This is a genomic window from Lysobacter oryzae DSM 21044, from assembly GCF_059568595.1.
In genome coordinates, this window is the sequence record NZ_JCANTQ010000008.1 from 369,874 (window position 1) to 396,500 (window position 26,627).

Genomic DNA, 26,627 nt, shown 5'->3' on the forward strand with positions numbered 1-26,627 from the left:
CGTAATTCCTGCTCGTTCACCGTGGAGGTCTTTCACATGAAGACCACATCCCTCCCGATCCTGACCCTGGTCCTGGCCATAGCCGGGGCCATGGGAACAGCCGCTGCCGCGCCCGCACAGCCCGGCGTCCCGCACGATGCGGCGCCTGCGGCCAAGGCCCATGCCATGCCTGCGGCGCCACGCGTCGGCGAACTGCGTGTGGCCATGCGCAAGCTGTGGGAAGACCACATCACCTACACCCGCAACTACATCATCAGCGCGCTGGCGGACCTGCCCGACAAGGACGAGGTCGCCAAGCGCCTGCTCGCCAACCAGGATGAGATCGGCGCCGCGATCAAGCCGTATTACGGCGACGCCGCGGGCAACAAGCTGGCAATGCTCCTGCGCGACCACATCAGCATCGCCACCGAAGTCGTCGCCGCCGCCAAGGCTGGCGACAAGGCGAAGTTGGAAGCCGCCCAGGCCAAGTGGTCCGGCAACGGCAAGCAGATCGCGGCCTTCCTCGGCGGCGCCAACCCGAACTGGCCGAAGGCAGACCTGGAAGCCATGCTGCAGAAGCACCTGGACCTCACTTCCGGCGAAGTCGTGGCCCGCCTCAACAAGGACTGGGCGGCCGACATCCGTGCGTACGACGAGGGCCACGCGTGATGTTCGCCGACGCCTTGACCGACGGGATCGCCAGGCAGTTCCCGGCGAAGGTCGGCAAGTAATCGCCTGGGCACCCGGTCGCCCGCTCATCGAGCGCGCGACGGTTGGCTGATGCGAGTCGCGGTCCGGTCGATGGCGCTGCCAGGAGCACGCGCGGCCCTCACTGGACCACGAACGTCACCGTCCCCGTGCTGGTGACACCACCCAGGCTCCAGCTGGCCTGCACCCGGTATTGGCCCGCCGAGGTCTTGGCCTTGGCCGTTCGATACGTCGTGCGGGCGTAGCCGTCGCTGCCGCTGGTGGCGGTCTGCACGATGTTGCCGCCGCTCGGCCGGATGATGGTGAAGGTCACGATGGCGCCGACCACCGGCGTGCCGTTGTTGCGCACCAGCGCGTTCATCCGCACCAGGTCACCGCGCGGGTAGGTCGCCTTGTCCGTGGTTACGTCGGTCTGCAGGCTGGGGCCCGCCACGGTGTAGGTGGTCGTGGTGCTGGCCGAGTGGATGGCCCCTGCGCTGCTGCTCGTGCTGGCGCCGATCGTGTAGCTGGCGGCGGTTGCATTGGTCGCCGATGCCACCGCCAGCGTGGTGCTGCCGCTGGCGCCCGGTGCCAGGCTGAGGGTGGTGGCGCCGAGAGTCCCGGTCCATCCCGCCGGGACCGTGCGGGCGAGATTGAAAGTGGTCGCGGCACACGCGGCGCTGTCCTTGTTGGTCAGCGCGAGGGTGTAGGTGATCGTGCCGCCCGCCGGCACCGCCGCGGTGGATCCGCTCAAGCCGATGGTCGGCGCCGCGCGCGTGCACACCGGCGCAGACACGGTGTAGGCGATCGTGGCGCTGGCGGCGTGGACGGCGCCGACGCTGCTGTTGGCATTCGCGCCGATGGTGTACGCGCCGGCGGTTGCGCCGGCCGTGGACGTCACGCTCAACGTGGTGCTGCCACTCGCGCCCGGCGCGAGGTTGAGGCTCGCGGCTCCGAGGGTGCCGGTCCATCCCGCCGGCACCGTGCGGGCCAGGCTGAAGCTGGTCGCGGCACACGCGGCGCTGTCGTTGTTGGTCAGCGCGAGCGTGTAAGTGATCGTGCCGCCCGCCGGAACCGCCGCGGTCGAACCGCTCAAGCCGATAGTCGGCGCCGCGCGCGTGCACACCGGTGGCGACACGGTATAGGCGATGGTGGCGCTGGCGGCGTGGGTCGCGCCAGCGCTGCTGCTGGCATTGGCGCCGATGGTGTACGCGCCGGCGGTCGCGCTGGTCGTCGACGTCACGCTCAGCGTGGTGCTGCCACTCGCGCCCGGGGCGAGGTTGAGGCTCGTGGCAGCGAGGGATCCGGTCCAGCCGGCAGGCACCGAATTGGCGAGGCTGAAACTGGTCGCGGCACACGCGGCGCTGTCGTTGTTGGTCAGAGCGAGCGTGTAGCTGATCGCGCTGCCGGCCGGAACCGCCGCGGTGGATCCGCTCAAACCGATGGTCGGTGCCGCGCGCGTGCACACCGGTGGCGCCACGGTGTAGGCGATGGTGGCGTTGGCGGCGTGGACGGCGCCGGCGCTGCTGCTGGCATTCGCGCCGATGGTGTATGCGCCGGCGGTCGCGCTGGCCGCAGATTGCACGCTCAACGTGGTGCTGCCACTCGCGCCCGGCGCGAGGTTGAGACTCGCGGCACCGAGGGATCCGGTCCAGCCGGCAGGCACCGAATTGGCGAGGCTGAAACTGGTCGCGGCACACGCGGCGCTGTCGTTGTTGGTCAGCGCCAGGGTGTAGGTGATCGCGCTACCGGCCGGAACCGCCGCGGTGGAGCCGCTCAAGCCGATGGTCGGCGCCGCACGCGTGCACGCCGGCGGCGCCACGGTGTAGGCGATGGTGGCGCTGGCGGCGTGGGTCGCGCCAACGCTGCTGCTGGCATTGGCGCCGATCGTGTAAGCGCCGGCCGTGGCGCTGGCCGCGGACGTCACGCTCAACGTGGTGCTGCCACTGGCGCCAGGCGCGAGGCTGACGCTCGCGGCCCCGAGCGTGCCGCTCCAGCCGCTCGGCAGCGACTCGGCCAGGTTGAAGCTGGTCGTCGCGCATTCGCCGCTGTCGTTGTTGGTGAGCGCGAGCGTGTAAGTGATCGTGCTGCCCGCGGGCACCGCCGCCGTCGAGCCGCTCAGGCCCAACGTCGGTGCGGCGCGCGTGCACACCGGCTCCGGCGCCGCCACGGTGTAAGTGATCGAGTCGCTGGCGGTGTGCATCGCGCCGACGCTGCTGCTCACGCCGATGCCGATCGGGTAGTCGTTGGCGGCGGCGTTCGCGGCGGAGGTCACGCTGAGCGTGGTGCTGCCGTTCGCACCCGCCGCCAGGTTCAGGCTCGAAGCACCGAGCGTGGCGCTCCAGCCGGCCGGCACCGACTCGGCCAGGTTGAAGTTGGTTGCCGTGCACTCGCTGCTGTCGTTGTTGGTCAGCGCGATGGTGTAGGTCACGGCGCTGCCCGCGGGCACCGGTGCGGTCGCGCCAGTCACGTCGACGGTCGGTGCGGCGCGGGTGCAGACCGGTTCCGGCGCGGCCACGCTGTAGGTGATCGAGTCGTTGGCGGTGTGCACCGCACCCGCGCTGCTGCTCACGCCGGCGCCGATCGCGTAATCGCCGGCGGCTGCAGTCGCGGCGGAGGACACGTTCAGCGTCGTGCTGCCACTGCTGCCCGGGGCCAAATCGAGGTTGGCCGCGCCGAGCGTGCTGCTCCAGCCGGTCGGCACCGAGGCGGCGAGGTTGAAGCTGGTCGTCGCGCATTCGCTGCTGTCGTTGTTGGTGAGCGCGAGCGTGTAGGTGACCGCGCTGCCCGCAGGCACCGGCGCGGCCGGGCCAGTGACGTCCAGGGTCGGCGCCGCGCGCGTGCACACCGGCGCCGCCACGGTGTAGGTGATCGAGTCGCTGGCGGTATGCACCGCGCCGACGTTGCTGCTTACGCCGACGCCGATCGCGTAGTCGCTGGCGGCGGCGTTCGCGGCGGACGTCACGCCCAGCGTGGTGCTGCCATTCGCCCCCGGCGCCAGGGTGAGGCTTCTCGCACCCAGCGTTCCGCTCCAGCCAGCCGGCACCGACTCGGCCAGGCTGAAGCTCGTGCCCGCGCATTCGCTGCTGTCGTTGTTGGTGATCGCGATCGTGTAGGCAATCGTGCTGCCCGCAGGCACCGGCGCCGTCGAGCCAGTCACACCGACCGTGGGCGCCGCGCGCGTGCACACCGGCGCCGGCGCGGTCACGGTGTAGGTGATCGAGTCGCTGGCGGTATGCACCGCACCGGCGTTGCTGCTCACGCCGGCGCCGATCGCGTAGTCGCCGGCGGCGGCATTGGCCGCGGACGTCACGCTGAGCGTGGTGCTGCCGCTGGCCCCGGGAGCGAGGCTCAAGCCGGTGTCGGCAAGCACGCCGCTCCAACCCGTCGGAACCGACGCGGCCAAGGCAAAAGCCGTCGCGGCGCAGCCCGCGCTGTCGTGGTTGGTGACGGCCAGCGTGTAGACCACGGTGCTGCCGGCGGATGCCGCGCCGCTGGCGCCGGTCAACGCGATGCCCGGCGCCTGCCGGTTGCAGCTGTTGGTCGGCGCCGCGGCCACTTCGTACGCACCGATGTCGCTGGCCGCGCCGCGCGGGCGCGGGTTGAGCACGAAGTCGCTCGTGACATCGGCAAGCGGCGCGACCTTGTCGATGAGAGGCGAGGTGGCGAGCGGCTCCGCGTCGAACGAGGCCAGCGGCATCGAGCTCAGCATCGGATTCTGGCCACACATGCTGTCGCCCGGGCAGGCATCGGCGAAGACGTTCCAGACCAGGTTGCCGGCATAGGTGATGGTCGCCGTCGCGTTGCCCGCCTGGACCTTGCTCAGCGCCGCCGGGTTGAGGAAGGTGGGATAACCGAGCAGGGCGTTGTTCTGGATCAACACCTGTCCGCTCGCATCGCCCTCGGTGGTGCCGATCAGCGACGCTCCCTCGCCGCTGATGGTGTTGTGGCGCACCACCATCCGGTCGTTGGCGGTGAACACCAGCAGCACGCTCGTGCCATCGGCGCGGCACTGGTCGGCGGCGAGCATGAAGTACTGGCCGTTGAAGTAGCCGCACGTCCCGATCAGCACCGAGTTCTCGATCAGCGAGTTGCCCTTGACCTTGAGCTGATTGCCGGCGTTGGCCACCGCGTAGATCCGGCGCAGGGTGGCGTGGGTGCTGTCGGCGCCGTCCAGGAAGCGCAGGTCGAGGCCGTCCTGCGTGTTGTGGTGCACGAACACATCCTCGATCAGCCATTGGCCGCCGGTGTTGACCGTGCCGAAGCCATCGCCGTAGCCACCGGCCTGCTGTCCCCAGCACGCCCACGCCTGGCCGGTCTGCCAGCGTTCGCCGCAACCGTTCCAGCCGATCTCCATGTCGCGCAGGACGATCGCGCCCGAATTGGAATTGGGCGCCGGAGTGTTCGCGTCCCAACCGGCGCGGCCGTTGCGGTTGAGCTTCACCCGCTCCAGGGTCCAGTCGGTGAGGCCGCCCGCCCACATGCCCGAGTGGCCCAGCCCGTGGATGTCGAGGTCGTGCAGCCACACGTTCTGCGAGCCGCGCGCGTACAGGCCGTACTTGCCCCAGGTGCCGATGCCCACGGCCGGGCACTTCACGGCGGGGTCGCTATGGCTGTAGACGCAATCGTCCTGGTCGGTGATCTCGAGATGGCCGACTTCGACGTTGGAGCTGCCATCCAGGTTGAGGATGCGCGCCGCGCCGAGCGTGCCCCACAGGCGCGGACGATTGCCGGCGTCGCCGAGGATGCGCGTGCGCGCACCCGCGCTGCCGCTGGGCACCGGTGGCATGTAGCAGTTGCCGGGCAGGCAGTTGCCCGCGCCCGGTGCACCCAGTCCCATCATGTAACTGCCGCTGCCGATGCGCAGCGTGTCACCGCCGGCGATGCGGCGCGTGCCGTCGGGCGCGAGCGCATGGAACGGATGCTGCCAGGCGCATGCCTGGCCGGTACCGCTGCCCGGGTAGGGCGCGTCGGCGCGTCCGGTGCACTGGGTGGTGTCACCGCCATCGACGCGCACGTAGTAGGTGTCGGCATGCGCCGGGCGGGCAGCGGGCAGGAGCAGGGCGAACAACAGCAGCACGCAGGGGAGCAGGGATGGCTTCGCTTCGCTGTCACCGCGCGGGATCGACGACGGGAGCGGGCGAGGGCGCATGCGGCTCCTCCCTTGGCGTGGACTCCCTCCGACCACCCACGATTGCCGGCCATGCTAGGCACGGGGGGCGAGGGGGCAATTCCCCATCGGGGGGAACACGCCAGTCAGGCGCCCGCCGCGCAACCGGCGCACAGTCAGCATCGTGCAAGCGACGGCGCAACACCGCCCCATTGCGGCGCAGCACGCGCCGTTGGCGACAGCGCTGCGCAAGGCCGGCACGGCCTTGGAAAAGCCTGGCCAGGTCCGGCGCGGCCCCGGCTTTGTGGGCTATATTCCGCCCGCGCCATGCGCGAACACGACCGTCAGGGGGAGGCGTCCGTGGAAGTCCTGCAGAGCCGTCATTCCAATTACATCCGTTACAAGTTCGACACGGATGAAATCCATTACTTCATCGAGGACAGTTCGGGCAGCCGCTCGATGTCCGTCGCCTATGCGGACATCAGCCGCGACCGCCAGGTCTTCGTCGAGCGCAACGCCTGGCTGCGCAATATCGGCCTGCTGTGGCTGGCGCTGGGCGCCGTGCTCACCGGCATGGCCGCGATCAAGGGCCAGTTCGCGCCGTCGCCTTGGTTGTTCGTCGGCGCCGGCTGTTACGCCGCTTACCTCTGGCGCACCACCCGCTTCACCATCGTCCCGTCCGAAAAGGGCAACCTGCTCGTGATCGACGGCGACGACGGCCAGCGCGTCCTCGATGAACTCGCATCGCGCCGCGCCGATTACTTCCGCCGCGAGTACGACTGCATGCCGCAGGACGAGACCGCCGAGCAGCACCGCCACCGGTTCCAGTGGCTGCACCGCGAGGGCGCGCTGTCGGACGCCGAACTGGCGCAGCGCCTGGCGGTTGTGGACGCCAGTGACGCGGCGCAAAGCGCGGCGGCGGCGGTGGCGCCGGCGGTCACGCTCAACTAGCGGGCCTGCGCGCAAGATCGTCCGGCCACGCACGGAGTGCTTCGAACATGCAGATGCCATTGCGATGCCGCTGCGGCGCCGTACGCGGCGAGATGGACACCGCCCACGCCTACACGCGCGCGACCTGCTACTGCAAGGACTGCCGCGCCTTTGCGCGTTACCTCGCCGTGCCCGGCGTGCTGGACGACGCTGGCGGCACCGACATCGTTCCGGTCGCGCCGGATGCGGTGCGGTTCACCGCCGGCACCGAGCACGTGGCCTGCATGTCGCTCAGCCCCAAGGGCCTGTTGCGCTGGTACGCCGCCTGCTGCCGTACGCCGCTGGCCAACACCCCGCGCGAACCGAAGTTGCCCTACGTCGGCATGGTCAGCGCCTGCTTCGACGCCACCCCGCAGGCGGTGGACGCGGCGTTCGGGCCGCGCAACCGCGTCGTGATCAACAGCCCGTCCGCCACCGCACCGGTGCGCGCCACGCCGCTGGGTTTTGTCACCGGCGGCTTGCGCATCCTCGCGGGGATCCTCGGCGCCAAGCTGCGGCGGGTGCGCGCCTCGCCGTTCTTCGACGCCAGCGGCCATCCGCTGCGCCAGCCGGACGTGATCAGCCGCGAGCAACGCGCCGCGCTGGAGCGCGGCACCGCCTGAGCCGGCACGGGGCAGGGGTGGCGGCCGAGCCCGCCTGGCTGCGGATCCCGCGTTTCCACCAAAAGCGACATTCCCACCGCCTGCCGGCGCCGGTTAGGCCGCCTGCCGGCCTGGGTGCATGCCCGCTAACACCTCGCTGACGCAGCACCGGCCATCCTCAGGCATGCCCGTGAAGTTCCGCACCTCCGGCTGCCTGCTCAGCCTCGTCGCCTCGATCGTCCTGACCGTGGCGGCCAACCTGCTGCTGCGCGCCTGCACTGGATGAGGAAGCCGCCATGCCGCGCAACGGCCTGAGCCCCCGCGCCACGCCGCAACCGCTGATCGCAAAGGACGACGGCCATGTCCGCGTCCGCGGCGCGCGCGAGCACAACCTCAAGGACGTCGACCTCGACATCCCGCGCGACCAGCTGGTGGTGTTCTCCGGCGTCAGCGGCTCGGGCAAGTCCTCGCTCGCGTTCGGCACCATCTACGCCGAAGCCCAGCGCCGCTACTTCGAATCCGTCGCCCCGTACGCACGCCGCCTGATCGACCAGGCCGGCATCCCCGACGTCGACGCCATCGAAGGCCTGCCGCCCGCCATCGCCCTGCAGCAGCAACGCGGCGCCAGCAATGCGCGCTCCAGCGTCGGCAGCGTGACCACGCTCTCGAGCCTCGTCCGCATGATGTACTCGCGCGCCGGCGCCTATCCGCCCAGGCAGGCGATGCTCTACGCCGAGGACTTCTCGCCCAACACGCCGCAGGGCGCGTGCCCCAGGTGCCACGGCCTTGGCCACGTGTTCGAGGTGACCGAGAAGCTGATGGTCCCCGACCCGACGCTCAGCATCCGCGACAAAGCCATCGCCAGCTGGCCGCCCGCATGGCACGGCCAGAACCTGCGCGACATCCTGGTCACGCTCGGCTACGACATCGACATCCCGTGGAAGGAGCTGCCGAAGAAGGACCGCGACTGGATCCTCTTCACCGAGGAAACCCCGACCGTCCCGGTCTACGCCGGCTTCACCGCCAGGGAAACCCGCGCCGCGCTGAAGCGCAAGATGGAGCCCAGCTATATGGGCACCTACACCGGCGCGCGCCGCTATGTGCTGCACACCTTCGCCACCACCCAGAGCGCGCTGATGAAGAAGCGCGTCTCGCGCTACATGGAAGGGCGCCTGTGCCCGCTGTGCGACGGCAAGCGCCTGAAGAAGGAAGCGCTGTCGGTGACCTTCGCCGGCGTCGACATCGGCACCCTGTCGCAGATGCCGCTCGACCGCGTCGCCGCGCTGCTGGAACCGATCGCCCGCGGCGATTTCCACACCCACGAAGGCGGCGAAACCACCAATGCCACCGCCACCAAGCGCGACCGCGCCAAACGCGCCGCCTCCAAACAGGCCACCCACGCCGCCGCCCCCGACGTGCGCCGCACCCCCGCGCTGTCGGAGGAAAAACGCCTCGCCGCGCAACGCCTGGCCGAAGGCGTGATCGCGCGCTTGCAGACCCTGCAGGCGCTGGGGCTGGGCTACCTCTCGCTGGACCGCACCACGCCCACGCTCTCGCCCGGCGAGCTGCAGCGCCTGCGCCTGGCCACGCAGCTGCGCTCCAACCTGTTCGGCGTCGTGTACGTGCTCGACGAACCCTCCGCCGGCCTGCACCCGGCCGACAGCCAGGCCCTGTACGACGCACTGGAACAACTGCGCGACGCCGGCAACTCGGTGTTCGTGGTCGAGCACGACCTGGAGCTGATGCACCGCGCGCAGTGGCTGGTCGACGTCGGCCCCGACGCCGGCGAACGCGGCGGCCGCGTGCTCTACAGCGGCCCGCCCGCGGGGCTGCAGGACATCGCCGAATCGCGCACCGCCCGCTACCTGTTCGGCACCACGCCCGCGCCCACCAGCCACGCGCGCACACCCACGGGCTGGCTGCAACTGCAGGGCATCCACCGCCACAACCTGCACGGCCTCGACGCGCGCATCCCGCTGGGCGCGCTCACCGCCGTCACCGGCATCTCCGGCTCTGGCAAGTCCAGCCTGATCGCGCAGGCGCTGACCGAACTGGTGCTGCTGCACCTGGGCCACGAGCCCGAGGACGAGGACGAAGGCACGCCCGACGCCCCCAGCGTGATCGAACGCACCCGCGGCCACCTCGCCGGCGACGTCGACGCCGTGCAGCGCCTGGTGCAGGTCGACCAGAAACCGATCGGCCGTACCCCGCGCTCCAACCTCGCCACCTACACCGGCCTGTTCGACCACGTGCGCAAGCTGTTCGCGGCCACGCCCGAGGCCAGGCGCAAACGCTTCGACGCCGGCCGCTTCTCCTTCAACGTCGCCAAGGGCCGCTGCGAAACCTGCGAAGGCGAGGGCTTCGTCAGCGTTGAACTGCTCTTCATGCCCAGCGTCTACGCCCCGTGCCCGACCTGCCACGGCGCGCGCTACAACGAGGCCACGCTGCAGGTGCAGTGGCATGGCAGGAACATCGCCGAGGTCCTGCGCATGACGGTGGAGGAGGCATGCGAATTTTTCTCGGGCGAAGACGCCATCGCCCGCCCGCTAGCCCTGCTGCGCGAGATCGGCCTGGGCTACCTGCGCCTGGGCCAGCCCGCCACCGAGCTGTCCGGCGGCGAGGCGCAACGCATCAAGCTCGCCACCGAACTTCAGCGCAGCCAGCGCGGCCGCAGCCTGTACGTCCTCGACGAACCCACCACCGGCCTGCACGCCGCCGACGTGGATCGCCTGATGCTGCAGCTGCACCGCCTGGTCGACGCCGGCAACTCCGTGGTGGTGATCGAACACGAGATGCGCGTGGTCGCCCAGGCGGACTGGGTGATCGATATGGGGCCGGGGGCGGGGGAGAGCGGGGGACGGATCGTGGCGGAAGGCAAACCGCCGGTCGTCGCGCGGGCGCGTGCGGGTCGCACCGCGGAGTTCCTGGCCAGTGCGCTGCAGGGACAGCCCTGAGCGGCGCCAGGACGCTTTGCGGGCAACTACGCGGACCCGATGCGTTTCCTTCTCCCCGCAACGCGGTGAGAAGGTCCCTGGCCGACAGACCGCGCAGCGCAGGCCGGATGAGGGACGCTCCCGCAGTCCCTCGGCCTTCCGCGTCGTTACTTCTTGAGCAGCATCTCCCGGAGGGCGCGCGACTGCTCCGCCTGCTGCTCGGAAATCTTCTTCAGCAAGGCCTGGTTCGCGCCGGTCAACCAGCCCTCCATGACAATGCTCTGCACGCAGCGCTCGCCGAGCTCGGTCTTGGCGTAGGCATCGTCCTCGCGGGAATCGTCGCAGGCGATGGCCTTGGACTCGGCCACGTACCGGGCCAGAGCGTTGGTGTCGTTGGCCTCGTGCGCCAGTTTCGACAGCGCCAGGGACGCGTCCGCATACAGGACGGAGGGCGTCGTTTCCGCGAATCCATTCCAGCTGTTGTGCCCGCGGGCGACGGCCCAGTTGCGGGCGAATTCGAAGGCCTCGATCGCCTTGGCGCGAACGGCGTCCTTGTCCGCCGCCTCGCCCTTTTCGAGCAACTTGGCGTAGCGGCCGCCCAGCTCCATCTCGAAGTTGCCGGCGTCAATGGAATTCGATCGCTGCTGCTCCATCGCCTGGGTGTTCCCGCGCATCTGGTCGAGGGCGCCGAGGAAGCCCTGCGAATGCCGGCGGAATTCCGTGATGGCAGCGTCCGCGCGGGCGGCGTTGCCGTCCTTCAGCTCCAGCAGCGCGGCCTGACGCTGCAGGCCGAGGGTCTGGACGCGGACGAAAGCGTTGCTGTCGCCCGGGGCGAGCTTCTCCAGCTCACCGAGGGCCGCATCCAGTTCCTTGCGCGCGGCGGCCTTGTCGCCCCTGCGGTCGCGCAACGCGGCCACCAGGGTCGCCTGCTTCTGCAGGCGCTCCACGGCCAGGAAGTCCCGTGCGCCGGGAGTGGAGTCGCTCACCGCTTCCGCCGCCCGGTAGGCAGCGATCACTTCCCGGCATTGCGCGACGACGTCCCCCACTGCCCAGCGCTCGCTGCAGCCCGTCATGTCGCGCGCCTTCTTGTACAAGGTCTTGAGCTCGTCCTGGGCCGGATCGGCCGACGCGGCCGAAGCAAAAGCGAAGAGCACGGCCGCGAGCGCGGCAACGCGTGGAGTCATGCGTGTTTCCCCTGTGTGCGGGCGCGGTGCCCGTCGGGGCAGTTTTAGGGGCTGTTGGTGGATCGTCAACCGCAGACAGGGCCTGACGACCGCCTGCGCAACAGGGGCTTCGGTGAATCGTTCAGTCGTTGCGCCATTGCCGAGCGATCCGGCGAGGCGCAACGCATCAAGCTCGCCACCGAACTGCAGCGCAGCCAGCGCGGCCGCAGCCTGTACGTGCTGGATGAACCCACCACCGGCCTGCACGCCGCCGACGTCGATCGCCTGATGCTGCAACTGCACCGCCTGGTCGACGCCGGCAACTCCGTGGTGGTGATCGAACACGAGATGCGCGTGGTAGCCCAGGCGGATTGGGTGATCGATATGGGGCCGGGGGCGGGGGAGAGTGGGGGGAGGGTGGTCGTGGAGGGTCATCCCGAGGCGGTGACGCGGGCTCGGGGAAGCCGCACGGCAACATTTCTGCGCACAGCATCGCCAGAGAGGAGTGGTTATTAGTCTGGCGTTTCTGGCGGGGACGGCTCGGTATTCATTTGAGCTGCAGTCGCCTCTGCCGCCAGTTCATCGAGGACTTCGAAGATCATCGGAAGGCCATTTGCATACGTCAACGTGTAGTTGACGGTTACGACCTGCCGGTCATCCGCGCTTTTTGCTTTTTCGCGAATGAGGGCGTGATGCTGATTCCAATACAGGCCCATATCCGTTTGATCGAGGCCGCCCGTAATTTCAGCCTTGGATGCAAAGTACCGATCCTCATCGCGTTCGGCGAAGATCGCATTACTTAGATGCGATAAGCAGTGATCCAGAAAATGAAAGATATTGTCCTCCTCAACGGACGGATTGAAACAACACTCAAAGGCATACTTGTTCATCAGTCTAGCTATACCGCCACCATCACCAGTTCCAAACTCATCGTAATGTCCGCAGCCTACGCCGGACCCTCTTGGGGGTAGCGGGTTGCTGAGTTGGTAAAGGACAAACGATTTAATGGAGGAGCGTGTGGAGGAGATTCGTTGAGAGAGCAAGGAGTGATCTTGCTCAGAGTGATTTGTGGTATCGGCCTTCCAGGCATCACCGAGAAACACTTCGTCAGGCGTGTCTTCAACTTCCGACAAGAAATTTTGCGCGCAGTCAATGTAAGTGCGCTTGAACATCGCGAAGACCTCCTGAGAGATTTTCCTCATTCCCACCAAGGCGAGATCGTTGACAGGGCCTGATGTAGGTGCGCCGGAGTCTTCATGGAGGATGAGCGCCGAGTGCAAGTTATGAAGTTGCCCCTGCCGATCTGCAGAGCAATTAAGCCTAAACAACATTAGGTCGTGCCAGCCGATGACGCCTCGACTCCTATCGGCAAGACTCTGAAGAAGGCCCTTGTCCTGATACGACTTCTCCCCAAAAATGCGCCACGCAATCTCTGCGATATTCTCTGGATGGTTGGGAAGAGGGCGGCCGGTTGTCCTTCCCCAGCCGGCGCGATCTAGGAGGCGCAGAAGGTTGTAGATCGACCGCGTCCGCAAGCTTCGATCGCCATGCTCGATTGACGAATAGCGCGGGATAAACGCAATGAGCGTGTCTATGGCATCGTCCGACGCGGTGCGGGTGAAGTCGTGAGATTGATTGACAAGAACCCGCCAGAACTGATCGTGCGCCTGTTCTCCAGATTCCAGCAGAAAGTCCGTGGAGGTCAGAATCGAGGCAACACTTGTTCCCTTTCGAACACGATTCACGGCGTCCTGGTACAGGGCGAATGTTCCTCGTGGTTCAGGAGTCGCAAAACGCACAATCAACTTTAGATAACTTTCCAGATTTCGGAAGGCTTCATGGTTGAAGCAGGCCCTCGAAGCCAGCACTGACTCTTCAGGGTCGCTGAGGTTTCCGATTCTGAGCGCCTTTACGTCGAAAAGTTGTGTCAAGAGAAAAGCAGCAGGCCCTTGATTCTTTTCAATTAGATATGCGAATTCCGTAGTGTTCGTGAACTTTCGCTCGCCCAGTTCACGGCGCACAGAAAAACTGCCGGAACGTCCTTCCGTCTCTTCAGCGTAAATGCGCCTAAAAAGACCCGGGTAGCTGAGATGGAGGAGTATGAGGTTGATGAGGTCGCGCTTGTTGAAGTCCGTCCGGCCAAGGTCGCTTTTTTCGAGTTGCATCAGCAACATCGCGTTGACGAAGCGTTTTACCTTCCGCAGGTCGCCTACTAGGGGTAGGTATTTGGCTGCCAGGTCGCCGTCCAGAATGTCGGCCAATTCATTGAGCACAGAGCCGAGCTTCAGCATTGTGTCCGAGGGAATCGACCCAAGCCGGTTCTCAGATCGTTGCCAATCCCGACGGAGGAAGTCGCGAATGCTGGAGCTGTCTACGAATAGGCTCAGTTTGACGGTGACAAACTTTTCGAGAAACTCACGCGCTCGAGAGTCCTCCTCTTTGGTTGCCGCAAGAATTTCAGTGTCGTAGCAGAGGACGTAGGTCGCTTGAGAGAGTTTGAACGTGCGTCGTGTGGCGAATAACACGTTGTTGGCGGCTTTGGCGTCAAGTCGATCCAGGTCATCAATGATGATGATCACGCGACGGCCGATTCGCTTGAGCGCCTCGTCGATGTCCTCGAGAAGCTCGTCGACAGTTTCTTGGCCTGGCTCCAGGGAAAGCTTCAGGCCGAGGAACGAAACATCGGCCTTCCCCTTTATTAGCCGAGAGTACCGAGACGCTGTTGGCCGAAACTCGGGAGCAAAGACCTTGCGCTGTATTGCGGTCGACAACTCGCGAATTAGACGGTCTGCGAGATCAGACTCCGATGCGTACCGGAGGGGTTCAAATCGACAAACAATGACCCTGTCGTCTGCTGCCTCCCAGTAGCAGCTAGCTAGGTTGATGAAGCTGGTCTTGCCAACACCCCAAGGGCCGTCAACCCCAAATACAAGACCTGGGTGCGCCCCGCTTTCAAGTACCGCTTCTGCGAAGGACTTGGCGTGGAGCTCACTTGCCAGCAGATCGTCCTTCTTATCCTGAATTTCCTCGTCCCCAATGAAGTACAGCTGAGGCGCCGTTCTCTTGGGTCGCGGGCGGTACTTCTGAATCAGTGGCGAGATAAGAACGGCACAAAGTACAGTGAGGATTACAAGCGCCCAATTGGGATCCGTGTTCTTGAGGGTTGAGTGAGCTTTGGCGAGCCAAGGGGATGCCAGTATGTTCGCCCAGACACCCATGCCTACCGCTATCAATAGATCGGCTCGAAGGCTGCGAGTCATCCGCTCGGCGGCCGAATGTGCGCCCCGGCTCACCGAGTAGATGAGACACAAAAGCAGGCCTGCGACTACTCCCGTGGCCCTCGTCCAGAGAGGCACGCTGGGTAGCGTAGTGGCGAAGGTTGCACCGATAGAACGCGGCCCTCCCAATCTCAGCACCGAGGAAGCCAGTGGCGAAGAACCGGGCGAAGATTGGCAATTCAGGCATCTTCGTCGCTGGCTTTGTATCAGTCATGTTCTTCCCCCCTTGCGGTCCAAATGGCACGTGGTAAGCGGCCGGCTTTCGGTCATGAGCTGGATCAATGTCATTAATTTGGGTGCGACAGGTGTTTGCGGATGCCATTTGGTCGGCGATTGCGGATCGCCCCAGGGAAGGCGATGGCATCGCGCAGTTGCCGCCCCAACGCCGAGCGTTGATTGAGGAGGGTTCGCTTGTTTGACATTGGTCAGGCCTTGTCGAGGCTCAGGCCGACTACGCCGAGGATTGCTGAGGCTTCGTTGCGAAGCTGAGCAGCAAGGCGGCGCCGCTTGGACTCGTCTGCAGTGGCTGGATAAGTGCCTATGTATTTGGCTTGTCCTGCCAGATCAGTCAGGTGAGGGATGCGACGAAGTAGCTCCAGCCAATTGGTGACGCCCCATGCTCCTAGTGACAGAAATACAGGTTCAAGACCCGTTACGCGATTAAGCATGAGATTTGAAGCGTCAATCATTGCCGAAGCATGGCTTATTACCGCTTCGCGTTCCGCGTCGTTCGACTGCTCGCCGAGGTTTGATATTGCGCGAAGGAGTGCGTCAACCTTCGGTTCAGTAGTTCGTACTGCGTCCGAAATTGCCCTTAGCGACGCGCGCTCCTTCCTGCGATCGGCGCGATTGGCTACCCATGCCGATCCGACGACTGCGATTGCGGCGCCCAAACCGGAGCCGACGATATTCGCCATCCCGTCTTGAGTGAAGGCAAGAACCTTCAGTGCCCACACCAGGGTCACTCCAGTAAGCACGCCTAGCAGGAACGCAGGTGCTAACCATGGGCGGAAGTGCAACATTGATGAAATGCGATTCATTGGAAGGCTCGATTCGTCGAAGGGCAGGGCGCCCGATGTGCTGCAGTCTCAGGCATGGATCACGGCCCAGTTCCGGGAGGCGGCGAGGAAGGCGATCAGGTACGCGGATTGCGACTCGCCCTTCATGCCGGCAAGGTGGATGCGCAGTTCCTCTGCGGCACGCTTGGCATCCGGGCCATTGCCGGCCGCAGTGCGCTCAAGATTACGGACGGCCGACTGGTCGTCGGCGAGTTTGATCAGCACGGTGGATCCCCCTGCGGCCGAGGATACCCCTTGGCAATCCGCCGAAGAATCTGACAAATTCTCACCCGCTCCGATCGCCCCGTAGCGATCACCCACACGCCACACGGAACGCGGCGGAGCAGGAGCCGGCGCCGCCGGCCTTACACATGGATACGCAAAGGAGAATGCTGTGTCGCAAAACCTTGTTTCCCTGAATGTCACCGACGAGCAGGTCGCCGCCGTGCAGGCGGGCCTGCAGCAGATCGAATCCGCGCTGGCCGGGCTGATCTCGCTGGAGAGCGGCGAGCGTCGCGGGCTGATGCTGATGGGCCCGCGCTCGGAACCCTTCGCGCGGCAGACGCTGCGGGTGCTGGAGCAGAACCCGGGTATCGTGCCGCCCAGCCTCGACCTCGCCGGCGCACGCGCCGACCTGGCCGCGCTGGACAAGCTGACGCCGATGCTGGAGCGGGTGCAGAAGCTGGTCGCGCGCCTGGACGACACCGTCGCCGCGCTCGGCAGCGACGTGATGGACGTGGCGCTGGAGGGCTATGGCCAGATCAAGTTGTCCGGCGGCGCGCACGGGCTGGACGAGCTGCGCCGCGAACTAGGCGGCCGCTTCGCCAAGAGCCGGCGCAAGGTGGCCGAGCCGGCCTGAGCCGGTTGCCACCGCAGTAGCAGACAGGCCGCCCTCCGGGCGGCCTTTTTGTTTGTGGCCTGCCGCGTGATGGCGCTGCGGTCGGGGAGCGGAAGCGAGGCGTCGGTCGTGCCATTCGTTGGGTTGTCGACCGCTTGCAGGAGGTGGACGACGCCACGCGTGGAATCGGCGATGCCATCGTTGAGCTCACGGACGCCAAGGTTGAAGTCGGCGACGGCAGGCGTCAGGTCGGCCAATCCAACCATGAGGTCGGCGTCGCCTCGCATCAGGTCGGCGAGGTCATCGATGAGGTCGGCGACGTCATCCGAGGGGTCGCCGACGTCATTGGAAATCCCGCGTCGGGCGCCTGAGTTCCGCAGGGCGCACTGAAATTGCGCCAAATGCTTTCGGCACGGCGGCGCTCTTCTTCGCGGACGCCGCAGGTGTCGCCATCGCGGCAGCCGGTCGCGGCGATGCGCCCCGACACCGCGCGGGGCGAGGACTTACTGCTGCGTCGGCGCCAGGCTTTCGGTGTGGGCGACGCACTTCCAGTCCTCACCGGTCTTCACCCAGGTGGACGAATCCACCGCCTGCATCTGCATGGGCTTGCCGTCATGCTCGACGCGCTGATCGACCTTGTACGTGGCGATCGCCACGTCGTCGTTCGGGAACAACACCTCCAGGTCGCTGAGGTCGAACGCGAGCAGCTTGTGCGAGGGGTCGTTGGCCATCCGGGTGTAGCCGGCGTGGTCGAAGGCCATCGCGCCGTGGCCGCTGACCATCAGCGCCTTGTCGGCCAGCATGTCGGTCGCCACGTTCGGCTGGTTGTCGACCATCGATTGCCAGAAGGCGCGCTCGAGCTGTTCGATCCGGTGCTTGGGCGTGTGCATGTGCCACTCCTTCGGTTCGGAGTCCGCATGATCCGGCGCAGTTGGTGGCACAAGGGTGAATAACGGAACACTCACCAGGCCAAACAGGGCGGCGCCGATGTCGAGCTGCTTCCGCGCGCGCGAAGCGGCGGGCTTGGTCTGCCCTCACTCACACGAAAGCCTCAGTTCCGGGACTTCCTTGCACTCCTGCGGCAAGGTGCGACGTTCGCCCCAGCCCCAGTTGATCGCTTTTGAAGCACCATTAGGGCGCGTTGCGCTATCTTCTCCCGCTCGAAGAATTCAGGTCGCACCAATGAAGGCCACCATCGTCGGTTTGATCACGCCGCATGTTCTAAGGGTCGCTGACCTCGCCAAGCAGGCCGAGGTGGGCGCCAAGGTCGACTGGCATGTGCGGGATGCCGTTGCAAAGACCATCGACGACCTCGGATCCCAGTACAACGCCCGGGACCTGCTCTCGGCCTACGTCCAATGGCTGGAGAACGCGGCCCAGGAGGCCGGGCCCTCCCGCCAGCGTTACGCCAGCGTGCTGCGTGCCGCGGCGACGGCGGCCTCGCGCAATATCGCCGACCGCGATTGACCACCCGCCGGCGGCCTGATCGACGGCTGCCGCAGAACGAAGCCCCGCCATGGCGGGGCTTTTTTCGTGTCGCGCTGGGAGGCATCCCCGCGCCGGCGGCGGCGAGATCCGCCGGCGCCCTCAGCCGGTCACCTTCGCCACCACCCGCCGCACCATCGGGGCGACCAGGGTGACGGTGACGAACGCCAGCGGCCAGGTGGTCGCGCAGCTCCTGGCCCAGTGCGCCAGGAAGTCGGGGTGCAGGCCCTGGTTCATGGCCAGTACGAAGGCGGACACGATGGCGACCATGATCATCGAGAGCAGGGCGCCGAAGACGATGGGGGAGTAGCGGACAGGAATACGCATGCTGGGGGACCTCGGGGGTGTCGGCGGGTTTGCCGTGGGGGAACGGGCCGGTCGGCCCGCGCTTACGTCGTGCAACCGGCCTGCAGGGCCAGCGCGGACAGGTACAGGCCTGCGCCGAAGACCGCGTGCATGGCCAGGCTGTGCACGCGCGCGACGGCAGGGCGGGGCGTGCGGCGCGCGAACAGGCCCGCGCCCATGCCGGGCTGCATCAGCAGGAACGGGGCGAGTACGGTGGCGATCCCGACCGTCAATGCGGGTGCGGGCGTGGGTGCGCAGAACCAGCCGCTGCCCCAGACGGCCGGCAGCAACGCGGCGTAGGCGACGCCGATGACGTAGTGCGCCGTCCAGCCCAGCGCGGCCTCGTGCCTGACGGGTGCGGCCTGGGCGATGGCCTCGTGGCGGAAGCGTCCGTGGCGCATGTGGCCGATCCAGCGACCCACGTGCGCGTAGTTGGGCACGGGCATGCCGAGCAGGCGCCGCCGCAGCAGCCCCCACAGGTCCGTCAGCGCGGTGGCGCCGACGCCGGTGAGGATGGTGAATGCGATCAGGTTCATGCCGCCTCCGTCGCTTGCCGCGTGGATCGATGCCGCGCACAGTGCCACTTGAAGCCGACTTGAGGTCAAGGGGTTCATGGAGCTGGACATCGCCGCCGTCGCCAAGCGCTCCGGGGTACCGGCATCGACGCTGCGGTACTACGAGGAGAAGGGGCTGATCGCATCCATCGGCCGGCAGGGACTGCGTCGCGTGTTCGATGCCGCGGTGCTGGAGCGGCTGGCGTTGATCGCGCTCGGGCGCACCGCGGGCTTCTCGCTCGACGAGATCGCGCGGATGTTCTCCGCCGAAGGCGGGCCGCACATCGACCGGCGCCTGTTGCAGGCGAAGGCGGACGATCTTGATCGCATGATCCACCGGCTCGGCGTCCTGCGCGACGGATTGCGGCACGCGGCGGCCTGTCGCGCCCCCAGCCATCTGGAGTGTCCGACGTTCCGCAAGCTGCTCGCGCGCGCTTCCACGATGGCACGCCGGGACAAGGGCCGGAAAGCCGGAGGCAAGGCGCCGTTGTGAACCGCGCGCGCGTGCGTTTCCGCCCGCATCGGACGCTGCGCGCAACCCGGGCAACGTGGCTGCCGCAGCCGGAGGCCGCGGTCTTGGGTTCCAATTTTGTCCATCGTCGGGGCACATCAGCCTATCGGCCGAACAATTCGTGCGGACCGCCGTCGCCAAAGCTGGACAGACTTGGCCGGTTGGGCCAGGCAGAATCGTTTGGCTTCAATATTTGACCTGGAATCGCCGGGGCCGCCGAATGGAAAGCTTCCTTGACGCCGCCATGAGCCAGGAGTAATCAGACGGCAGGGAGCTTCACAGTCTCGACCGGGACGCTCGCCCCAATGGCCGGATGCATTCGCGAGCCAGCTGGAAGGTCGCTATGCCTACCACTCTCTCGATTAATGGCGCCAGGCACACCGTTGACGTCGATCCCGACACGCCGTTGTTGTGGGTGTTGCGCGACGTACTGCAGCTGACGGGCACGAAGTTTGGATGTGGCGTTGCCCTATGCGGCGCGTGCACCGTCCATATCGATGGCGTCCCACGTCGCTCCTGTTCCACGCCAATCGCACTGGTCGGAAATGCCGACATCCGCACGATTGAATCGCTGCACGACAATCCAGTCGGCCGTGCCCTGCAACAGGCATGGCTCGCCGAGGAAGTCGTGCAGTGCGGTTACTGCCAGTCCGGCCAGTTGATGTCGGCCACGGCATTGCTGGCAGCGAATGCGACTCCGACCGACGCCGACATCGACGCAGTGATGAGCGGCAACATCTGCCGCTGCGGTACCTACGAGCGTATCCGCAGCGCGATCAAGCGCGCCGCCACGCAGCTGGCGGCGACGGACAGGAGAGCGACATGAACGACGAATCGCTCATCGCCGCCCTGGGCGAAATCCGCCAATCCCGCCGTGCATTCATTCAGACCGTAGCTGCCGTAAGCGGCAGCCTCATCGTAGGCTTCAGCCTCAGCGAATCGACGCAGGCCCGCTCCACCCCATCGGAGTTGGCGCCAAATGCGTTCATTCGCATCGCACCGACCGGCGCGGTCACCCTGATCGTGCCTTACGTCGAAATGGGGCAGGGCGCCTACACGTCGCAAGCCCAGTTGTTGGCGGAAGAACTCGATCTCCGGCTTGACCAGGTCACCGTCGAGCCCGCTCCGCCGAATGAAGCCCTGTACAGCAACCCGCTCTTTGGCGGCCAGATCACAGGCGGCTCGGGCTCGCTCATGGGCAGTTGGCTGCCGTTGCGGCAGGCGGGCGCCGACACGCGCGCCCTGCTCGTTGCCGCTGCGTGCCGGCAATGGAAGGCGGACCCTGGCGATTGCCGCACGGAGCAAGGCCATGTCATCCATACGGGCAGTGACAGGCGTATCGGTTATGGCGAACTCATCGCAACCGCTGCAGATCTGCCTCTCCCCTCGAAGTCGCCGCTCAAGCAGCCGGACAACTACAAGCTGATCGGTCGCCCGGTGAAGCGCGTGGACACCGCGGCCAAGGTCGACGGCACTGCGCGGTTCGGCATCGATGCGCTGCCACCCGGAGTAGCCTTCGCGGCTGTCGCGGCGTCGCCCGTCTTCAACGGAAAGCTCGAAAGCGTGGACGAAGCGCCCGCGCTCGCGATCCGCGGCGTCCGCCAAGTCGTGAAGCTGGACGATCTGGTCGCGGTCGTCGGCGATCACACCTGGGCAGCGAAGAAGGGCCTGGCTGCGTTGCAGATTCGCTGGAACGAGGGCGCCAATGCGAGTGTCGACACTGCACAACTGATTGCGCAATGTGACGCGGCACTGGAGCGTGAAGGCAAGGTCGCGGCGAAAGTGGGCGATATCAAGAGCGCCCGCCCGGCAGCGAAGTACACGGCGAAGTTCCGGCAGCCCATGCTTGCCCACGCAACGATGGAACCGGTCAACTGCACGGCGCATGTCACGCGCGAGCGCTGCGAGGTGTGGGTCGGTTGCCAGGTGCTGGGGCGCGCCCAGAAGCTGGCCGCCGCCGCCGCGGGCTTGCCTCTCGAAAAGGTCATCGTGCACAACCACCTGCTGGGTGGCGGCTTCGGCCGCCGCCTGGAAGCCGATTACGTCGAGCAGGCAGTCCGGATAGCGAAGCACGTCAAGGGACCGGTGAAAGTTACCTGGAGCCGGGAGGAAGACCTGCAGCAGGACTACTACCGGTATCACAACCACAGTCGTGTCGAAGTGGGATTGGATGAAAAGGGGATGCCGGTGTCCTGGCATCACCGGGTGGTGGGGCCTGCTGTCATGGAAAAGTTCCTGCCAGCGTTCTACAAGGACGGCGTGGACTTTGATGCCGTCAACGGCGCCGCCGGTCCCTACGACCTGGCCAATGTGCTGGTCGACTATGTGCGGCAGGATCCACCGGAGGGTTTGCACGTCGGTAACTGGCGGGGAGTGGGCCACACGCGCAATGTCTTCGTCGTCGAATCGGTGATGGACGATCTTGCCCATCGCGCAGGCGTCGATCCGCTCGAGTATCGGCGCCGGCTGCTCGGCAAGAGTCCACGCTCGCTCGGAGTGCTGGAACTTGCGGCCGAGAAGGCAGGATGGGGGGGCAAGCTCGCGACGGGGCAAGGGCGCGGCATCGCGGTTCTCGACGGGTTTGGCAGCTTCCTGGCCTCGGTGGCGCAAGTCCGGGTCGACAAAGGGGGGCGGCTGAAGATCGAGCGCGTGGTGTGCGCCATCGATTGCGGCATCGCAGTCAATCCCGATGTCGTAAAGGCGCAAATCATGAGCGGCGTGGTGTACGGCCTGTCGGCCGCCTTGTATGGCCGGATCACCGTCGCGAACGGCCGCGTCGAGCAGGGCAACTTCGATACCTATCCGGTGCTTCGCATGCACGAAACTCCGCCGATCGAGGTGCACATCGTCGAGAGCAAAGCCGATCCCGGTGGCGTCGGCGAGCCGGGCACGTCGATCATCTTCCCGGCGTTGACGAACGCGATTTTCCAGGCGGCCGGCGTACGAATCTACGACCTGCCAATAGATCTGGCATTGCTGAAGGAGGCTCGCCATGCGTCGTAGCGTTCTCCTTGCCGCTGTCACGACAGCAGTCTTTACGCTGATCGCTGCTGCGGCTACCAGGTCGCAGTCGTTCAAGGGCACGGAATCGTCGCTTCGGCCTGTATCCGAATTCGCCGCCATTACCGATCGGCGCGAGCGCTCGATCGCATTGTTTACCGAGGCAGGCAAAGTACTGCAGAGTCCGCGCTGCCTGAACTGTCACCCCGTCGAGCGCATTCCCACCCAAGGCATGGACATGCATCCGCACATGCCGCCGGTACAGGGCGGTGATTCCGAACACGGGGTGGCCGGCATGCCATGCAGCTCCTGCCACGGCGCGGCCAATGCCGTCACCCTTGGCGACAAGATCCAAAGCGTCCCGGGACACGAGCACTGGTCGCTGGCTCCGGCGTCGATGGGCTGGCAAGGCAAGAGCCTGGCCGAGATCTGTGCGCAGCTGAAGGACACGCGGCGCAATGGCGGGCGTTCACTGGAGAAGATCCAGGAGCACATGGGCCGCGACACGCTGGTCGGTTGGGCTTGGCATCCGGGCGAAGGTCGCGAGCCCGCGCCTGGCACACAGGCGGAATTCGGTGAGCTGGTCCGCGCCTGGATCGACAGCGGCGCCATGTGTCCTGCCGAAGCCAGGAAGCGCTAGCCGTCGCCGACGGCCCTAGCCGACGAGGCTGGTCTCGCCTCTGGCGAATTCGACGAAAGCCTTCAACGCCGCCGGCACCTGCCGGTGGCTGGGGTAGTACAGGAACAGCCCCGGGTAGTACGGGCACCAGTCCTCGAGCACGCGTACCAGACGACCCTGGTCGAGGTAGGTCTGCGCCATGCCTTCGAATACGTATGCCAGGCCGACGCCATCCAGCGCGGCTTCCAGCGTCAGCTGCATGTCGCCGATCGCCAACGGGCCCTCTACCGCGATCTTGAGTTCCATGCCGCCGCGCTCGAATTCCCACGTGTAGTACACGCCGCTCGGAAAGCGCAGGCGCACGCAGGGCAATCTGCGCAGTTCCTGCGGGTGCAAGGGCTTCGCGTGGAGTTCGAAGAAGGCCGGCGACGCCACGATCGCCGAACGCAATCGGGGGCCAAGCGCGGTGGCGATCATGTCCGCGGCAATCGTTTCGCCGAAACGCACACCGGCATCGAAGCCCTCGGACACCATGTCGATGAGGCCGTCGTTGATGGCCAACTCCACCCGCACCTCGGGATAGGCGCGCAGGAAGCGCGTGACCACCGGCAAGAGCACCAGTTGCACCGCGGGTCGCCCCGCATTGATGCGCAAGGTCCCGGAAGGTTTCCCGCGCAGCACGTCGAGTTCGTCGATCGCCTCCTCTATGTCGCGGAACGCCGGTCCGATCCGCGCATACAGGCGTTGTCCGGCTTCGGTAAGGGCGACGCTTCGGGTAGTGCGATTGAACAGGCGCAGGTCAAGGCGCTCCTCGATCCCACGCATCGCGTGACTCAATGCGGACGCGGACACGCCCAGCTCTGCCGCAGCGCGGCTGAAGCTGCGGTGGTTGGCGATGGCCAGGAAGGTCGTCAGTTCGGAAGGGGTGATCCGCTTCATTAGTGAGCCTGACTCACAGAGTCATCTCAAATTATTGGGATTATCACAACAATACTCCGTGCCTACAGTTCTCTCCACCGCGGCGCAGCACCGGCCGCCTCACTGGAGAACTGACATGCGTACCTGGTTCATCACTGGCGCTTCGCGCGGCTTCGGCGCGCTGACCGCAGAGCAGGCCCTTGCCGCCGGCGACGCCGTCGTCGCGACGGCCCGTAACCCTGCGGACGTGAAGGCCCGCCTGGGCGACCATCCCAACCTGCTGGCCGTCCGCCTGGACGTCACCGACGAGCGCCAGGCGCACGAAGCCGTTGCGGCGGCGGTCAAGCGCTTCGGCCGGATCGACGTGCTGCTCAACAACGCCGGCTACGGCTTGCTGGGCGCGGTCGAGGAAGCCAGCGCGGGGGAAGTTGAACGGCTGTTCGCGACCAATGTCTTCGGCCTGCTTGCCGTCACTCGCGCCGTGCTGCCGCACATGCGCCGTCAGCGCAGCGGCCACGTCATCAACATTTCCTCGGTTGGCGGCTACGCCGCGTATCCGGGGTGGGGCGTCTACGGTGCCACCAAGTTTGCGGTCGAGGGCCTTACCGAAGCGCTTGCGCTCGAGCTTGCACCGCTGGGCATCCACGCCACCGTGGTGGAACCCGGCTTCTTCCGCACCGACTTCCTCGATGGCCAATCGCTGTCCAGCACGCAGCAGCGCATGGACGATTACGCTGCGACCGTGGGTGCCATGCGCGAGTACGCCGCCGAGAAGAACCATGCCCAACCGGGCGACCCGGCGCGGCTCGCGACTGCGCTGGTGCAGCTGGCGCACACGCCCGAACCGCCGCTGCGGCTGCCGCTGGGCAGCGACACGGTCGCCGTGATCGAGCGCAAGAACGCCGCCGTAGCGACAGAGCTGGAGCAGTGGCGCGCGCTCGCGCTGTCCACCGACTTTCCCGCGGCGCATTAGTACCTACCGCGCTCCACATCAAGCCCAGGTGCTAATTCATGCACCTGGGCTGCCTGCGGCGCGATTTCTCAAGTGCTAACCTCATTCCGCAATGCTTCGGAATGGGTTTCGGCGATGAGCACGGCAAGCAGTGCCCAAGTTGTCCACCATCACGTCCGCACCATGGGCGGGCGCGACCCCCGGGAGCCGCACCGAACTGCAACTCCACTGGAACTGTTGTTCGACCTGACCTTTGTAATAAGTTTCGGTCTGGCTGCATCCGAATTCGCTCATGCCCTGGCCGAGTCGCATTACCAGGCGGCATTGCTGGGCTTCGGTTTCGCCAGCCTCGCGATCTACTGGGCCTGGACCAATTATTCCTGGTTCTCATCGGCCTACGACACCGACGACTGGATCTTCCGCGTCATGACCATGGTGCAGATGGTCGGCGTGCTGGTGCTCGCCATTGGCTTGCCGCGCATGTTTGCCTCGCTCGAAGACGGCAACGGGAAGATCGACAACTCGGTCATGGTGCTCGGCTACGTGATCATGCGCATTGCTCTCGTGCTGCAGTGGTTGCGCGCCGCGAAGCAGGATCCGCCTAGGCGGCGCGCGTGCCTTACGTACGCTGCCGGCATCACCGTGGTGCAGGCAGGCTGGCTGGCCCAGCTGTTGCTCGCGGTGCCTCCCGTAGCGATCGTCGCCATCGTCTGCATTCTGGTGCTGGCGGAATTGGCCGTGCCGGTGCTGGGGGAAAGGAGGGACGGAGGTACGCCCTGGCACCCGCACCACATCGTCGAGCGTCACGTCCTGTTCGCGATCATCGCGCTCGGCGAAGGTGTCGTAGGTACGGTCGCCTCGCTCTCCGCCGTATTGGAAGCCCAGGGCTGGACCGTCGACACGGCGCTCGTATGCATCGCGGGTGTCGGACTGACCTTCGGCATGTGGTGGATCTATCTGATCCTTCCCTCGGCGCGCGTCCTGCACGAGAACCGGAGACGCGCGTTCGTATGGTCCTATGCCCAGATGATCATTATCACGAGCATCGTCGCCACAGGCGCCGGACTGCACGTTGCTGCCTATGTGCTGGAACACAAGGCTCGGATCGGCCCGGTCGCGGCATTGTTGACGACGGCGATCCCGGTGGCTGTCTTCGTCGGAATGATCTACGCGCTCTATTACTACCTGGTTCGGCGGTTCGACCCATTGCATACCTGGCTTCTTCTGCTGACCGTGGCGGTGATGGTGATCGCTGTCCTGGCTGGTATTTCCGGCATGAGCATGGCGCTGTGCCTGTTCGTTCTCATGCTGGCGCCCGTCGTGACCGTCGTCGGTTACGAATGGAAGGGTCATCGCCATCAGCTGGAGTCGCTCGGAATCTGAGAAGCAGTGCCTTTGCGACGTGGGGCTCAAGCAGAGCGCTCGTTCCGTGCGCTGCACCTTCACCAATGCGTGGCGCATCACGCGCAAGGCGGCGGCTGGCCCGCCCGCTCCTGGCCTTGCTGGGCCGCCCCCCCCTCAGCGCGCGACGAAGCCTCCAAGTAGCGGCGAGCCGGAAGGGCACTGGCAGCCTCCCGTTCCTACCTGGTCGTCCGCGCCGCCCCGCCGCCACCTCCCGCTCACGCC

Annotated in this window: 22 protein-coding genes and 1 pseudogene; 14 read left to right on the forward strand and 9 right to left on the reverse strand. The window is 66.3% G+C overall.

Annotated elements, in window-relative coordinates; genetic code table 11:
• Positions 1–36: 36 nt before the first annotated feature.
• Entirely contained in the window at positions 37–648 is a 612-nt protein-coding gene (locus BP05_RS01905) for a hypothetical protein (RefSeq protein WP_496359880.1), read from the forward strand.
• 160 nt (positions 649–808) lie between these two features.
• Here BP05_RS01905 and BP05_RS01910 read toward each other — a convergent pair whose 3' ends face one another.
• Complete coding sequence (locus BP05_RS01910; RefSeq protein ID WP_496359882.1) at positions 809–5,818, reverse strand: beta strand repeat-containing protein; 5,010 nt, start codon at positions 5,816–5,818, stop codon at positions 809–811.
• A gap of 318 nt (positions 5,819–6,136) precedes the next feature.
• Here BP05_RS01910 and BP05_RS01915 point away from each other — a divergent pair, with 318 nt between their 5' ends.
• The 3 genes from BP05_RS01915 (at position 6,137) to BP05_RS01925 (ending at position 10,301) form a co-directional block, all read left to right on the forward strand.
• Positions 6,137–6,727 (forward strand): hypothetical protein, encoded by a 591-nt coding sequence (locus BP05_RS01915; protein WP_496359884.1) that lies wholly within the window; start codon positions 6,137–6,139, stop codon positions 6,725–6,727.
• A 47-nt stretch (positions 6,728–6,774) separates the two neighbouring features.
• Positions 6,775–7,368, forward strand: coding sequence for a DUF6151 family protein (locus BP05_RS01920; RefSeq protein ID WP_496359886.1), 594 nt, complete (start codon positions 6,775–6,777; stop codon positions 7,366–7,368).
• Between the two features lie 275 nt (positions 7,369–7,643).
• Positions 7,644–10,301 (forward strand): excinuclease ABC subunit UvrA, encoded by a 2,658-nt coding sequence (locus BP05_RS01925; protein ID WP_496359888.1) that lies wholly within the window; start codon positions 7,644–7,646, stop codon positions 10,299–10,301.
• Positions 10,302–10,447: 146 nt separating this feature from the next.
• Here BP05_RS01925 and BP05_RS01930 read toward each other — a convergent pair whose 3' ends face one another.
• Complete coding sequence (locus BP05_RS01930; RefSeq protein ID WP_496359890.1) at positions 10,448–11,464, reverse strand: hypothetical protein; 1,017 nt, start codon at positions 11,462–11,464, stop codon at positions 10,448–10,450.
• A gap of 150 nt (positions 11,465–11,614) precedes the next feature.
• Between BP05_RS01930 and BP05_RS01935 the strand changes: the two are divergent.
• Positions 11,615–11,959 (forward strand): annotated as a pseudogene (locus tag BP05_RS01935) (excinuclease ABC subunit A); the annotation flags it as partial.
• On the opposite strand, the gene BP05_RS01940 reads toward BP05_RS01935, so the two are convergent.
• From BP05_RS01940 to BP05_RS01950, 3 genes are all read right to left on the reverse strand, one after another.
• Positions 11,956–14,703, reverse strand: coding sequence for a KAP family NTPase (locus tag BP05_RS01940; protein ID WP_496359892.1), 2,748 nt, complete (start codon positions 14,701–14,703; stop codon positions 11,956–11,958). The pseudogene BP05_RS01935 and the gene BP05_RS01940 overlap by 4 nt on opposite strands.
• A 443-nt stretch (positions 14,704–15,146) precedes the next feature.
• Entirely contained in the window at positions 15,147–15,761 is a 615-nt protein-coding gene (locus tag BP05_RS01945; protein WP_496359894.1) for a hypothetical protein, read from the reverse strand.
• 48 nt (positions 15,762–15,809) lie between these two features.
• Positions 15,810–16,004 carry a hypothetical protein gene (locus BP05_RS01950; RefSeq protein ID WP_496359896.1) on the reverse strand — a complete coding sequence of 65 codons (195 nt, stop codon included), beginning with the start codon at positions 16,002–16,004 and terminating at the stop codon, positions 15,810–15,812.
• A 169-nt stretch (positions 16,005–16,173) separates the two neighbouring features.
• Between BP05_RS01950 and BP05_RS01955 the strand changes: the two genes are divergently transcribed.
• Both BP05_RS01955 and BP05_RS01960 read left to right on the forward strand, forming a co-directional pair.
• The gene (locus BP05_RS01955; protein WP_496359898.1) at positions 16,174–16,638 is read left to right on the forward strand and encodes a hypothetical protein; all 465 of its coding nucleotides are present in this window, start codon (positions 16,174–16,176) and stop codon (positions 16,636–16,638) included.
• A 143-nt stretch (positions 16,639–16,781) separates the two neighbouring features.
• A complete protein-coding gene (locus BP05_RS01960; RefSeq protein ID WP_496359899.1) occupies positions 16,782–16,988 on the forward strand; it encodes a hypothetical protein in 207 nt (68 codons plus the stop codon).
• Between the two features lie 132 nt (positions 16,989–17,120).
• Here BP05_RS01960 and BP05_RS01965 read toward each other — a convergent pair whose 3' ends face one another.
• Positions 17,121–17,507, reverse strand: coding sequence for a nuclear transport factor 2 family protein (locus tag BP05_RS01965; protein WP_496359901.1), 387 nt, complete (start codon positions 17,505–17,507; stop codon positions 17,121–17,123).
• Between the two features lie 292 nt (positions 17,508–17,799).
• Between BP05_RS01965 and BP05_RS01970 the strand changes: the two genes are divergently transcribed.
• On the forward strand, positions 17,800–18,084 hold the full coding sequence (locus tag BP05_RS01970; RefSeq protein ID WP_496359903.1) for a hypothetical protein: 285 nt from the start codon (positions 17,800–17,802) through the stop codon (positions 18,082–18,084).
• Positions 18,085–18,204: 120 nt separating this feature from the next.
• Here BP05_RS01970 and BP05_RS01975 read toward each other — a convergent pair whose 3' ends face one another.
• Positions 18,205–18,429 carry a DUF2798 domain-containing protein gene (locus BP05_RS01975; RefSeq protein ID WP_496359905.1) on the reverse strand — a complete coding sequence of 75 codons (225 nt, stop codon included), beginning with the start codon at positions 18,427–18,429 and terminating at the stop codon, positions 18,205–18,207.
• A 62-nt stretch (positions 18,430–18,491) separates the two neighbouring features.
• Entirely contained in the window at positions 18,492–18,983 is a 492-nt protein-coding gene (locus BP05_RS01980) for a DUF2938 domain-containing protein (RefSeq protein ID WP_496359907.1), read from the reverse strand.
• A gap of 76 nt (positions 18,984–19,059) precedes the next feature.
• On the opposite strand from BP05_RS01980, the gene BP05_RS01985 reads away from it, so the two are divergent.
• The 4 genes from BP05_RS01985 to BP05_RS02000 all read left to right on the forward strand — a co-directional run bounded on the left by BP05_RS01985 (position 19,060) and on the right by BP05_RS02000 (position 23,152).
• The gene (locus BP05_RS01985) at positions 19,060–19,494 is read left to right on the forward strand and encodes a helix-turn-helix domain-containing protein (RefSeq protein ID WP_496359909.1); all 435 of its coding nucleotides are present in this window, start codon (positions 19,060–19,062) and stop codon (positions 19,492–19,494) included.
• A gap of 361 nt (positions 19,495–19,855) precedes the next feature.
• Positions 19,856–20,338 (forward strand): (2Fe-2S)-binding protein, encoded by a 483-nt coding sequence (locus tag BP05_RS01990; RefSeq protein ID WP_496359911.1) that lies wholly within the window; start codon positions 19,856–19,858, stop codon positions 20,336–20,338.
• Positions 20,335–22,515, forward strand: a complete 2,181-nt coding sequence (locus BP05_RS01995) for a xanthine dehydrogenase family protein molybdopterin-binding subunit (RefSeq protein ID WP_496359913.1) — start codon at positions 20,335–20,337, stop codon at positions 22,513–22,515. The genes BP05_RS01990 and BP05_RS01995 overlap by 4 nt, the downstream gene beginning before the upstream one ends.
• Positions 22,505–23,152: a hypothetical protein gene (locus tag BP05_RS02000; RefSeq protein WP_496359915.1), complete on the forward strand. Its 648-nt coding sequence runs from the start codon at positions 22,505–22,507 to the stop codon at positions 23,150–23,152. Before BP05_RS01995 ends, BP05_RS02000 begins: the two co-directional genes overlap by 11 nt.
• A 15-nt stretch (positions 23,153–23,167) precedes the next feature.
• Here the strand turns inward: BP05_RS02000 and BP05_RS02005 are convergent, their stop codons facing one another.
• Entirely contained in the window at positions 23,168–24,070 is a 903-nt protein-coding gene (locus BP05_RS02005; RefSeq protein WP_496359917.1) for a LysR family transcriptional regulator, read from the reverse strand.
• Positions 24,071–24,185: 115 nt separating this feature from the next.
• On the opposite strand from BP05_RS02005, the gene BP05_RS02010 reads away from it, so the two are divergent.
• Complete coding sequence (locus BP05_RS02010) at positions 24,186–25,022, forward strand: oxidoreductase (protein ID WP_496359919.1); 837 nt, start codon at positions 24,186–24,188, stop codon at positions 25,020–25,022.
• A 162-nt stretch (positions 25,023–25,184) separates the two neighbouring features.
• Positions 25,185–26,384, forward strand: a complete 1,200-nt coding sequence (locus tag BP05_RS02015) for a low temperature requirement protein A (protein ID WP_496360611.1) — start codon at positions 25,185–25,187, stop codon at positions 26,382–26,384.
• Positions 26,385–26,627: the final 243 nt, after the last annotated feature.

Excerpts from the sequence above, each read along its gene's own strand:
- BP05_RS01905 (WP_496359880.1), top strand. The coding sequence starts at position 37 with ATGAAGACCACATCCCTCCCGATCCTGACCCTGGTCCTGGCCATAGCC.
- BP05_RS01910 (WP_496359882.1), bottom strand. The coding sequence starts at position 5,818 with ATGCGCCCTCGCCCGCTCCCGTCGTCGATCCCGCGCGGTGACAGCGAA.
- BP05_RS01920 (WP_496359886.1), top strand. The coding sequence starts at position 6,775 with ATGCAGATGCCATTGCGATGCCGCTGCGGCGCCGTACGCGGCGAGATG.
- BP05_RS01925 (WP_496359888.1), top strand. The coding sequence starts at position 7,644 with ATGCCGCGCAACGGCCTGAGCCCCCGCGCCACGCCGCAACCGCTGATC.
- BP05_RS01930 (WP_496359890.1), bottom strand. The coding sequence starts at position 11,464 with ATGACTCCACGCGTTGCCGCGCTCGCGGCCGTGCTCTTCGCTTTTGCT.
- BP05_RS01940 (WP_496359892.1), bottom strand. The coding sequence starts at position 14,703 with ATGACTCGCAGCCTTCGAGCCGATCTATTGATAGCGGTAGGCATGGGT.
- BP05_RS01945 (WP_496359894.1), bottom strand. The coding sequence starts at position 15,761 with ATGAATCGCATTTCATCAATGTTGCACTTCCGCCCATGGTTAGCACCT.
- BP05_RS01965 (WP_496359901.1), bottom strand. The coding sequence starts at position 17,507 with ATGCACACGCCCAAGCACCGGATCGAACAGCTCGAGCGCGCCTTCTGG.
- BP05_RS01970 (WP_496359903.1), top strand. The coding sequence starts at position 17,800 with ATGAAGGCCACCATCGTCGGTTTGATCACGCCGCATGTTCTAAGGGTC.
- BP05_RS01975 (WP_496359905.1), bottom strand. The coding sequence starts at position 18,429 with ATGCGTATTCCTGTCCGCTACTCCCCCATCGTCTTCGGCGCCCTGCTC.
- BP05_RS01980 (WP_496359907.1), bottom strand. The coding sequence starts at position 18,983 with ATGAACCTGATCGCATTCACCATCCTCACCGGCGTCGGCGCCACCGCG.
- BP05_RS01985 (WP_496359909.1), top strand. The coding sequence starts at position 19,060 with ATGGAGCTGGACATCGCCGCCGTCGCCAAGCGCTCCGGGGTACCGGCA.
- BP05_RS01990 (WP_496359911.1), top strand. The coding sequence starts at position 19,856 with ATGCCTACCACTCTCTCGATTAATGGCGCCAGGCACACCGTTGACGTC.
- BP05_RS01995 (WP_496359913.1), top strand. The coding sequence starts at position 20,335 with ATGAACGACGAATCGCTCATCGCCGCCCTGGGCGAAATCCGCCAATCC.
- BP05_RS02000 (WP_496359915.1), top strand. The coding sequence starts at position 22,505 with ATGCGTCGTAGCGTTCTCCTTGCCGCTGTCACGACAGCAGTCTTTACG.
- BP05_RS02005 (WP_496359917.1), bottom strand. The coding sequence starts at position 24,070 with ATGAAGCGGATCACCCCTTCCGAACTGACGACCTTCCTGGCCATCGCC.
- BP05_RS02010 (WP_496359919.1), top strand. The coding sequence starts at position 24,186 with ATGCGTACCTGGTTCATCACTGGCGCTTCGCGCGGCTTCGGCGCGCTG.
- BP05_RS02015 (WP_496360611.1), top strand. The coding sequence starts at position 25,185 with ATGGGCGGGCGCGACCCCCGGGAGCCGCACCGAACTGCAACTCCACTG.